This is a genomic window from Mycobacterium sp. E1386 (genome assembly GCF_001672745.1).
Taxonomy (GTDB): Bacteria; Actinomycetota; Actinomycetes; order Mycobacteriales; family Mycobacteriaceae; genus Mycobacterium.
Map to the genome: position 1 here is coordinate 1 of NZ_LZKH01000009.1, position 9,790 is coordinate 9,790.

10 protein-coding genes and 2 pseudogenes are annotated in these 9,790 nt (G+C 68.5%); 9 read left to right on the forward strand and 3 right to left on the reverse strand.

Features of this window, described 5'->3' with window-relative positions; translation table 11 throughout:
* The 5 genes and pseudogenes from A5709_RS00710 to A5709_RS00730 form a co-directional block, all read left to right on the forward strand.
* A pseudogene (locus A5709_RS00710) lies at positions 1-244 on the forward strand (polyketide cyclase / dehydrase and lipid transport); the annotation flags it as partial.
* Positions 245-360: 116 nt separating this feature from the next.
* A complete protein-coding gene (locus A5709_RS00715) occupies positions 361-795 on the forward strand; it encodes an SRPBCC family protein (RefSeq protein ID WP_067945829.1) in 435 nt (144 codons plus the stop codon).
* Positions 792-2,060 carry an ArsA family ATPase gene (locus A5709_RS00720; RefSeq protein ID WP_197520053.1) on the forward strand — a complete coding sequence of 423 codons (1,269 nt, stop codon included), beginning with the start codon at positions 792-794 and terminating at the stop codon, positions 2,058-2,060. The genes A5709_RS00715 and A5709_RS00720 overlap by 4 nt, the downstream gene beginning before the upstream one ends.
* Entirely contained in the window at positions 2,057-2,437 is a 381-nt protein-coding gene (locus A5709_RS00725; RefSeq protein ID WP_068117273.1) for a hypothetical protein, read from the forward strand. Before A5709_RS00720 ends, A5709_RS00725 begins: the two co-directional genes overlap by 4 nt.
* 84 nt (positions 2,438-2,521) lie before the next feature.
* Positions 2,522-3,250 carry a 1-acyl-sn-glycerol-3-phosphate acyltransferase gene (locus A5709_RS00730; RefSeq protein WP_068117278.1) on the forward strand — a complete coding sequence of 243 codons (729 nt, stop codon included), beginning with the start codon at positions 2,522-2,524 and terminating at the stop codon, positions 3,248-3,250.
* 13 nt (positions 3,251-3,263) lie between these two features.
* Here A5709_RS00730 and A5709_RS00735 read toward each other — a convergent pair whose 3' ends face one another.
* Positions 3,264-4,559 carry a glycosyltransferase 87 family protein gene (locus tag A5709_RS00735; protein ID WP_067945820.1) on the reverse strand — a complete coding sequence of 432 codons (1,296 nt, stop codon included), beginning with the start codon at positions 4,557-4,559 and terminating at the stop codon, positions 3,264-3,266.
* Positions 4,560-4,668: 109 nt separating this feature from the next.
* On the opposite strand from A5709_RS00735, the gene A5709_RS00740 reads away from it, so the two are divergent.
* From A5709_RS00740 to A5709_RS00750, 3 genes are read left to right on the forward strand one after another with little or no spacing between them, the layout of a single operon-like run.
* The gene (locus A5709_RS00740) at positions 4,669-5,535 is read left to right on the forward strand and encodes a hypothetical protein (RefSeq protein WP_197520054.1); all 867 of its coding nucleotides are present in this window, start codon (positions 4,669-4,671) and stop codon (positions 5,533-5,535) included.
* Between the two features lie 10 nt (positions 5,536-5,545).
* A complete protein-coding gene (locus tag A5709_RS00745; RefSeq protein ID WP_068117284.1) occupies positions 5,546-6,070 on the forward strand; it encodes a polyadenylate-specific 3'-exoribonuclease AS in 525 nt (174 codons plus the stop codon).
* 60 nt (positions 6,071-6,130) lie between these two features.
* Complete coding sequence (locus A5709_RS00750) at positions 6,131-7,519, forward strand: class II 3-deoxy-7-phosphoheptulonate synthase (RefSeq protein ID WP_067945815.1); 1,389 nt, start codon at positions 6,131-6,133, stop codon at positions 7,517-7,519.
* Here A5709_RS00750 and A5709_RS00755 read toward each other — a convergent pair.
* Entirely contained in the window at positions 7,516-8,733 is a 1,218-nt protein-coding gene (locus tag A5709_RS00755) for a protein kinase (protein ID WP_197520052.1), read from the reverse strand. The two genes, A5709_RS00750 and A5709_RS00755, sit on opposite strands and share 4 nt — an antisense overlap.
* 79 nt (positions 8,734-8,812) lie before the next feature.
* On the opposite strand from A5709_RS00755, the gene A5709_RS00760 reads away from it, so the two are divergent.
* Positions 8,813-9,217, forward strand: a complete 405-nt coding sequence (locus A5709_RS00760; RefSeq protein ID WP_068117290.1) for an Rv2175c family DNA-binding protein — start codon at positions 8,813-8,815, stop codon at positions 9,215-9,217.
* Positions 9,218-9,221: 4 nt separating this feature from the next.
* Here A5709_RS00760 and A5709_RS00765 read toward each other — a convergent pair.
* A pseudogene (locus tag A5709_RS00765) lies at positions 9,222-9,746 on the reverse strand (alpha-(1->6)-mannopyranosyltransferase A); the annotation flags it as partial.
* Between the last annotated feature and the right edge of the window lie 44 nt (positions 9,747-9,790).

Here is a 9,790-nt window from a genome sequence, read left to right on the forward strand (position 1 = left end):
CCGCTGGGCGGTCACCGGCGCGCTGACCGGAACCATGGAGATCTGGCTGGAGCCGTCGCTGGACGGGGTGGTGCTGCATTACTTCCTGCACGCCGAACCCACCGGGGTGGCGGCCTGGCAGTTGGCCAAGCTGAATCTGGCGAAAATGACGCACCGCCGTCGGGTGGCGGGAAAGAAAATGGCCTTCGAGGTCAAGACGACACTGGAACGGTCGCGTCCGGTCGGAGTTTCTCCGGTAGTTTAGCCGGGTCAGGTTTGCGGGCAGAGTACCGTTTCGGACCGGAGGCCCGGGGGTTAGACCCGCACGGTAGTTTCCCCGCCGGCGGCGTCGACCGCTTGCGGGAGAGAGGGCAGCACCAGGTGGCGGAGAAGACGTCGCAGACCATTTACATCGACGCCGACCCGGGCACGGTGATGGGCGTCATCGCGGATATCGATTCCTACCCGCAGTGGATCTCGGAATACCGGGAAGCCGAAGTCCAGGAGAAGGACGCCGACGGCTATCCCAAAGTGGCGCGGGTGGTGCTGGACGCTGCCGTGCTCAAGGACACGATGGTCATTTCCTACCAGTGGCCCAAGGACCGGCAATCGGTCAGCTGGACCCTGGTCTCCAGCTCGCTACTGCGTTCGCTGGAGGGGACGTATCGATTGGCGCCCAAGGGATCTGGTACCGAGGTCACCTACGAGCTCTCGGTTGACCTTGCCGTGCCCATGATCGGTCTGCTCAAGCGCAAGGCCGAGCGCCGGTTGACCGACACCGCGTTGAAGGATCTGAAGAAACGAGTCGAGGGCTGAGTGAGTCCAGTGAATCGCGGGCGCCCACCCCGGCCCGAATCAGCCTCTTCGTTGGCAAGGGCGGGGTAGGAAAGTCCACGCTGGCCTGCGCGACGGCGGTCGGTGCCGCAAGCGCCGGGCAACGGGTGCTGGTGGTGTCGACCGATCAGGCGCACTCTCTCGGTGACGTACTGGGTGTGCCCGTCCCGCCCAGCCAGGGCGAACTGGTTCGGGTCCTTGCCGACGACGAGCAGGCCGGCGGCGGCTTTCTGGACGCGCTCGCGCTGGACACCTTGGCCCTGCTCGAGGTCCGCTGGCGCGACGTGGTCGACACGCTGGATCGGCGGTTTCCCGATACCGAGCTGAATACCATTGCGCCCGAGGAACTTTCGGCGTTGCCCGGTGTTCAGGAAGTGCTCGGTCTGCACGCCGTCGGCGAGCTCGCCGTCTCGGGCCGCTGGGATCGCGTCGTCGTCGACTGCGCCTCGACCGCCGACGCACTGCGGATGTTGACCTTGCCCGCCACCTTCGGGCTCTACGTCGAGCGCGCGTGGCCGCGCCACCGGCGGCTGGCCGTCGGCGCCGACGACTCCCGGTCGGCGGCGATGGTGGAGTTGCTGGAGCGCATCAGCGCCAGCGTCGAGGATCTGAGCACCCTGCTGACCGACGGCGAATTGGTCGGCGCGCATTTGGTATTGACGCCGGAGCGGGTGGTCGCTGCGGAGGCGGCCCGGACGCTGGGTTCGCTGGCGTTGATGGGTGTGCGCGTCGAGGAGTTGATCGTCAACCAGGTTCTGACCGAAGACGCGTCTTACGAATACCGCAACCTGCCGCAGCATCCCGCGTTTTACTGGTACGCCGAACGCATTTCCGAACAACGTGGTGTTCTCGACGAGCTCGACGCCACCATTGGTGAGGTGGCCCTGGTGTTGACTCCGCACCTGTCCGGGGAGCCGATCGGCCCGAAGGCCCTGGGCGAGTTGCTCGACTCCGCGCGCCGTCGTGGTGGGGCGCCGCCGCCGGGGCCGTTGCGGCCGACGGTGGACCTGGAATCCGGGACGGGACTTGGTTCGATTTATCGAATGCGGCTAGCGTTGCCGCAACTCGATCCGTCGACGCTGACGCTGGGGCGCGTCGACGACGACCTGATCATCAGCGCCGGCGGACTGCGGCGCAGGGTTAGGTTGGCGTCCGTGCTCCGGCGTTGCACGGTGCTGGACGCACAATTGCGGGGTAACGAGCTGACGGTGCGATTTCGACCAGATCCGGAGGTGTGGCCTAAGTGAGTGGGGGTCATTCGGATATCGGTCCGGAGCTGCGCAGGCTCGCCCAGACAATCCTGGACGGCATCGACCCGGCGGTGCGGACGGCCGCCGCGCTGACGGCGGGCCGGGGAGCCGGGACCGGCAAGTGCCAACAGGTGTGGTGCCCGGTCTGCGCGCTGGCCGCACTGGCGACCGGTGAGCAGCACCCGCTGATCACCGTCGTCGCCGACCACAGCATCGCCCTGCTCGAGGTCGTCCGGGCCATGCTCGACGACATCCACGGCGCCGCGAAACCGCCGCCCGACGGACCGCCCGGCAACGGCGCCGCCGAGGCGGAGCCTCCAGCCGCCGCGACCAGGACCCGGTATCAGCCCATCCCCGTCACCGTCGAGGAGTGACCCCGGGGCGTCGAAGGTGGTCCCCTGCGCGTGCGGTGGGTACAGTTGGCGCAGAACACCGGCGGGCGGGCGAGAGGGAGGGCCATGTGGTACTGGCTATTCAAGTACGTACTGCTCGGCCCGTTGCTGGCCTTGCTCGGTCGGCCGAAAGTTGAAGGCCTGGAACACATTCCGAGCTCCGGCCCGGCGATCTTGGCGAGTAATCACCTGGCGGTGATGGACAGCTTCTACCTGCCGCTGGTGGTGCGCCGCCGGATCACCTTCCTGGCGAAGGCCGAATACTTCACCGGGACCGGCCTGAAGGGCTGGTTTCAGCGCTGGTTTTTCACCGCCGTGGGCCAGGTGCCGATCGACCGCACCGACGCCGACAGCGCGCAGGCCGCACTGACCACCGCCGAGCGGCTGCTCTCGACGGGCAAGCTGCTGGGGATGTACCCGGAAGGCACCCGTTCGCCGGACGGCCGGCTGTACAAGGGCAAGACCGGTCTGGCGCGGCTGGCCCTGCACACGGGCGTGCCGGTGATCCCGGTGGCGATGATCGGCACCAACGTCGTCAACCCGCCGGGGACGAACATGTTGCGCTTCGGGCGGGTCACCGTGCGCTTCGGCAAGCCGATGGACTTCTCCCGTTTCGAGGGGCTGGCCGGCAACCGCTTCATCGAGCGCGCGGTCACCGACGAGGTGATCTACGAGCTGATGGGACTCTCCGGCCAGGAGTACGTCGACATCTACGCCGCCAGCGTCAAGGAAAGCCGCAACGGCGAGGGATCGACCAGCGAGGCCGCCCGCATCCCGGAAACCGCCGCCGGCTGATCCGCGGGCTCGGCTAGCCGGACGCTGTCACCGGCGTGAGTTCCTGCGGCGCCGAATCCCGCGACGGCTTGCGGGCGGTGACGGTAAGCCCGGCCGCGACGATGACGGCCAGTGCCCACCACACGTAGGACATCCCGGCGAGCTGACGCCACCAGACCGCGGTCGCCTCGTGATGCTTGGGCAGCAGGTCGATCGGCGACCATCTCATCAGCGCCACCCCCGCGGCGCCGACCACGGCCAGCGTCACGTTGCGGCGCCGCCACGCCAGCACGGCGAGCACCACGACCGTGGGCAACCCCCACACCCAGTGGTGTGACCACGAGACCGGGGAGACCATCAACCCGAACAACGCGACGCAGATGACCGCCAGCACCGGCTCGTCGGCCCTCAGCACCCTGCGCATCGCCCACACCGTCAGCGCGAGCACGAGCAGCGAGGCCACCACCCACAGCACGAAGCGCTGTTGCTCACCCAGCCCGAGCCGGGCCAGGGCCCCGGCGATGTTTTGATCGGTGTTCAGCGCCGCCTCGCCGATCCGATCGGTGTGCGGCAGGGTGTGCGTCCAGTATTCCCACGAATCACGCCATGCCAGAACGAAACCCACCGCCGTCGTCACCACGAAGGACGCCACGGCCGTGAGTGCCGCGCGGTTGTCCCGACGCAGCAAGAAGTAGAGCAGGAACACCGCCGGCGTGAGTTTGAGCGCGATGCCCAGCCCCAGCAGCAGCCCGCGCGGCCATGGCGTGCGGCGTGGCAGGCAGTCGGCGATCACCAGGGTCATCAACACGACGTTGATCTGGCCGAAGGCGAAGTTCGAGGTGATGGGTTCCAGCCAGATCGTCGCCGCCAACGTGATGACGATGGCCAGCCACCAGCGGCGCAGCCAGGCCGGACCGGGCAGCGCCGTCGACGCGGCCCAGACGTCGAGGCGGGTCAGCACGATCACGGTGGACACCACCAGCAGCACCAACGTCAGCGCCGTGATGGCGACGCTGGCGGCCGGCATGTGCAGCCAGGCGAACGGGCAGAACACGATCGCCGCCAGCGGGGGATAGGTGAACGGCAAATTGAGCCCGATCGGTGTGTGGAACAGCACATCACCCTGGTACAGCGAATGCCCCTGCATCCACGCCTGCGCACCCATCTGATACACGTCGATATCGATGCGATAGGGAATGTGCCCGAACAGCTGCCAGGCCACGTAGCCCAGCCCCGCCGCCGCCAACAGCCAGAGACCGCACCACAACAGGACCTGCCCCGGGCCACGTTTGCTTGGGTGGCCCACGTCGGGCGCCCGCCATCTACTCATGTCGCACAACAGCGTAATCGGTGCGCGGACGTGGTACGTCGCTCCGCGCGGCTTCCGGCGGTGTCGATGCCCACAGGCGTACGTTTCAAGAGTGCTCCACTGGTTCGTGCTGCGGGTGACGCGCTGGTTCGCGCACGACATCCTCGAGGGCGGCCGGTTGCCCCTGCTGTGCTGCCTGGTGGCGTTCATCCTGACGTTTTTCGTCACGCGCACGTTCGTGCGTTTCATCCGCCACCGCGCCGACAGCGGCCGTCCGACCAGGTGGTGGCACCCGCGCAACGTCCACGTCAGCGGCGTTCACATCCACCACGTGACGTTCGGCGTCGTCCTGGTGTTGCTCTCCGGCCTGACCTTGGTCACCCTGTCCATCGACGGACACGAGCCCGAATTCACCCTGTCCGCAATATTTTTCGGCATCGGCGCGGCCCTGGTGCTCGACGAGTACGCGTTGATCCTGCACCTGGCCGACGTCTACTGGTCTGAGGACGGGCGCACTTCGGTGGACGCCGTGTTCGCCGCGGTAGGGGTGGCCGGGCTGTTGATCATGGGCCTGCACCCGCTGATGTTCTTCCTGCCGATCTGGGAAGGCACCGACTCCTGGCCGCTGCGCGCCGCGGTGGCCGGCGGACTGGTGTTGACCCTGCCGCTGGCGGTGATCGTGGTGCTCAAGGGCAAGGTGTGGACCGGGCTGCTCGGCATGTTCATCGTCGTGCTGCTCGTCATCGGCGCGGTCCGGCTGTCCCGCCCGCATGCGCCCTGGGCCCGCTGGCGCTACACCAACCAACCGGAGAAGATGCGCCGCGCGCTGCAACGCGAACGGACGCTGCGCCGCCCGGTGGTGCGGGCCAAGCTGTATCTGCAGTGCGCGATCGCGGGCACGCCCCGCCTACCCGACGAACGCGCGGTCGACGCCCAGCTCGACCACGACGTGCACGCGGCACCGCCGCCGACGGGGCCCATCCTGATCAGCAGATAGGCTTTCGCCGGTGCGGTACTTCTACGACACCGAATTCATCGAGGACGGCCGCACCATCGAGTTGATCTCCATCGGAGTGGTCGCCGAGGACGGCCGCGAGTACTACGCCGTGTCCACGGAGTTCGATCCCGAGCGCGCCGGCGGCTGGGTGCGCGCCAACGTGCTGCCCAAGCTGCCGCCCCCGTCGTCGCAGGTGTGGCGTTCGCGCAGGCAGATCCGCGCGGACCTCGAGGATTTCTTCGACATCCAGGGCGTTGATCCCATCGAACTGTGGGCGTGGATCGGCGCCTACGACCACGTGGCCTTGTGCCAGCTGTGGGGCACGATGCCCGAGCTGCCGCGGGCGCTGCCCCGGTTCACCCGGGACTTGCGGCAATTGTGGGAGGACCGGGGCTGCCCGCCCATGCCGCCGCGGTCGCGCGATGCACACGACGCACTGGTCGACGCCCGCGACCAGATGCGCCGATTCCTCCTGATCACCTCGGCGGAGGTGGACGGCCGCGGGGACTATCCGAACGGCGGAGCATCGGCCTGAGCCCGCCCGGACGACGTTCGCGCTGATCAGTCACCCTCGCGGCCCGGTTACCATGGACCGATGAACTGGACCGTCGACATCCCGATCGACCAGCTGCCGTCGCTGCCCCCGCTGCCGAACGACCTGCGGGCGCGGCTGGACGCCGCACTGGCCAAGCCGGCCGCCCAGCAACCCAGTTGGCCGGCCGACGAGGCGGCGGCGATGCGCACGGTCCTCGAGAGCGTGCCGCCGGTGACGGTGCCCTCGGAGATCGTCCGGCTGCAGGAGCAGCTGGCCCAGGTCGCCAAGGGTGAGGCGTTCCTGCTGCAGGGCGGCGACTGCGCGGAGACGTTCACCGACAACACCGAACCCCACATCCGCGGCAACATCCGCGCCCTGCTGCAGATGGCCGTGGTGCTGACCTACGGCGCCAGCATGCCGGTGGTCAAGGTGGCCCGCATCGCCGGCCAGTACGCCAAGCCGCGGTCGGCCGACATCGACGCCCTGGGGTTGCGGTCCTACCGCGGCGACATGATCAACGGCTTCGCCCCGGACGCGGCCGCGCGCGAGCATGACCCGTCGCGGCTGGTCCGCGCGTACGCCAACGCCAGCGCGGCGATGAACCTGGTGCGGGCGCTGACATCGTCGGGCCTGGCGTCGCTGCACCTGGTCCACGACTGGAACCGGGAGTTCGTCCGGACGTCGCCGGCCGGCGCCCGCTACGAGGCGCTGGCGACCGAGATCGACCGCGGTCTGCGGTTCATGAGCGCCTGCGGCGTGGCCGACCGCAACCTGCAGACCGCCGAAATCTACGCCAGCCATGAGGCTTTGGTGCTCGACTACGAGCGGGCCATGCTGCGGTTGTCGGAAAGCGAGGACGGGGAGCCGCAGTTGTTCGACCTGTCGGCGCACACCGTCTGGATCGGTGAGCGGACGCGCCAGCTCGACGGCGCGCACATCGCGTTCGCGGAGGTGATCGCCAACCCGATCGGGGTCAAGATCGGTCCGACGATGACCCCGGAGCTGGCCGTCGAATACGTGGAACGGCTTGACCCGCACAACAAGCCGGGCCGGTTGACATTGGTTAGCCGAATGGGCAACAACAAGGTGCGCGATCTGCTGCCGCCCATCGTCGAGAAGGTCCAGGCGACCGGTCACCAGGTGATCTGGCAGTGCGACCCCATGCACGGCAACACCCACGAGTCGTCCAACGGATACAAGACCCGACACTTCGACCGCGTCGTCGACGAGGTGCAGGGCTTCTTCGAGGTGCACCGCGCGCTGGGCACGCACCCGGGTGGCATCCACGTCGAGATCACCGGCGAGGACGTCACGGAATGCCTTGGTGGGGCGCAAGACATTTCGGACCTGGACCTCGCGGGGCGCTACGAGACGGCATGCGACCCGCGGCTGAACACCCAGCAGTCGCTGGAGTTGGCCTTCCTGGTCGCGGAGATGCTGCGCGACTAGCCCGCAATCAGCCCGTTCAGGTTGGTCCCGATCGTCCACGCGGCGGTGGCGACCAACCCGGTCAGCGCCAGCACCAGCGCCACCCAGATCAGCACCATGCGCCGGCCGTGTTGCCGGGCGTACGCGAATTCACTGATCGGAATCCCGGCGAATTCGCCTGTGACGGGCTGGTATTCGTAGTCGTCGGGCTCGTCGTCGGATTGCGGCGGGCGCTGCGGCTCGGACCAGTCCTCGGGGCCGCGGGTCAGCTGGCGGGTGGGGTGGCGGACCGGTGCGGCTGGGGGCTGGCCCATTCGGCTGTGCTGCAAGGCCGCCGACCGGTGCTGCGCGGAGTTGCGCGGCGCCGGAACCCGAAAGTCCGGTAGCGCAAGCTCTTCGGCGATCGCGTCGAGTTCGGCGCCCATCTCGATCGCGTCGGCGAAGCGGTCGCCCGGGTCGCGCGCGGTCGCGCGCCGCACGAACTCGTCGAACTGCGGGGGCACTCCGTCGATCGCGGCACTGGGCGGCGGTACATCGGTGTCCAGCCGTTGGTAGGCGATCGACAACGCGGAGTCGCCGGTGAACGGGGTGCGCCCGGTCAGCAGCTCGTAGGTGAGAATCCCCGCGGAGTACACGTCGCTGCGGGGGCTGGCGTCGCCGTGGCGCACCTGTTCGGGCGACAGGTAGGCCGCGGTTCCCAAAATCACGCTCGTGGAGGTGATTCCAGCGGCCGCGACGGCACGGACCAGGCCGAAATCGGCGATCTTCACGTCGCCGTCGTCGGAGATCAGCACGTTCTCGGGCTTGACGTCGCGATGGACCAGACCGGCCCGGTGCGCGGCGGCCAGGCCGCCCAACACCGGGCGCAGCACCGCGGTCACGGCGTAGGGCGGCATCGGCCCGCGCTCGGCCAGCAACTCGCGCAACGTGCCGCCCTCGATGAGCTCCATCACCAGAAACGGGTGCCGGGCGTCCAAGCCCTGGTCGTAGACCGCGACCAGGCCGGGGTCCTTCAGACGTGCGACCGTGCGGGCCTCGCGCTGAAACCGGGTCAGGAATTGCTCGTCGCCGGCGTAGCGGGAATCCATCACCTTCACCGCGACGGGGCGGTCGAGCCGCGTGTCGAGGCCGCGGTACACCGTCGACGTGCCACCGCTGGCGATCTTGGCCTGCACCAGGTAGCGGCCGTCCAGCAATGCGCTGTCCAAAGGGTCTGGCGTCCCGGGTCCGGCCACGGGGCCATCGTAGGGGTGAGGGGCGATTGGGCGTCAGAACGCGGGTTCAATCCGCGTGCCAGGGCCTACACTTGCGCGGGTGAGCAGTGTTCCTGCCGGCGACGATGTTTTGGATCCCGACGAGCCCACCTACGACCTGCCACGGGTCGCCGAAGTGCTCCGGATTTCGGTCAGCAAGGTCCAGCAGCAACTTCGGGAAGGCCACCTGGTTGCGGTGAAGCGCGAGGGCGGCCTGGTGGTGCCGCAGGTGTTCTTCACCAAATCGGGTGAGGTGGTCAAGAGCCTGCCGGGGCTGTTGACGATCCTGCACGACGGCGGCTACCACGACACCGAGATCGTGCGCTGGTTGTTCACCCCCGATCCATCGCTGACGATCACGCACGACGGCAGCCGGGATGCCATCACCAACGCCCGCCCCGTCGACGCCCTGCACGCGCATCAGGCTCGGGAGGTCGTGCGCCGGGCGCAGGCGATGGCTTACTGACGACTTACTGAGCGGCGGCTGCCGCTTGGTCGGCCCGCTCGTCGGGGGCACGGTTGAGGCTGTACCAGGCGATCAGCGCGCAGGCGGTGGCCAGCGAGAAGTGCAGCCACGAGTACATCCCGTGCGAGCCATCGGGTTTGAAGATCACCATCACCCACGTCGACAGGCCGGCGATGAGCGCGACCGCCCGCCGAGACTGCGCCAGCGGGGCCACCACGGCCAGCGGCCAGGAGTAGTACCACGGCAGGGCCGCCGGGACGAACAGCACCACGACCAGCATCGAGTACGCGATGCCGGTGAGGGCGGCCCGGTCGTCGCGCCGGAACCGCCACCACAGCAGGGGCAGCGACACCGCGATGATCGCGATCCCGATGAGGCGGGTGATGCGCAGCAAGGGGTAGAAGTGCACCGCGAAGAAGCCGCTGAACACGGCGTGGATGATGTTTGCGGCCGCGGTGGGCACGGTCAGCCAGTTGATGATCTTCACGGACCCGGCCAGCGCGGTCAGCCACCCCAGGCCCACCCCCGCGGGTCAGCTGGCGGGTGGGGTGGCGGACCGGTGCGGTTGAGGGC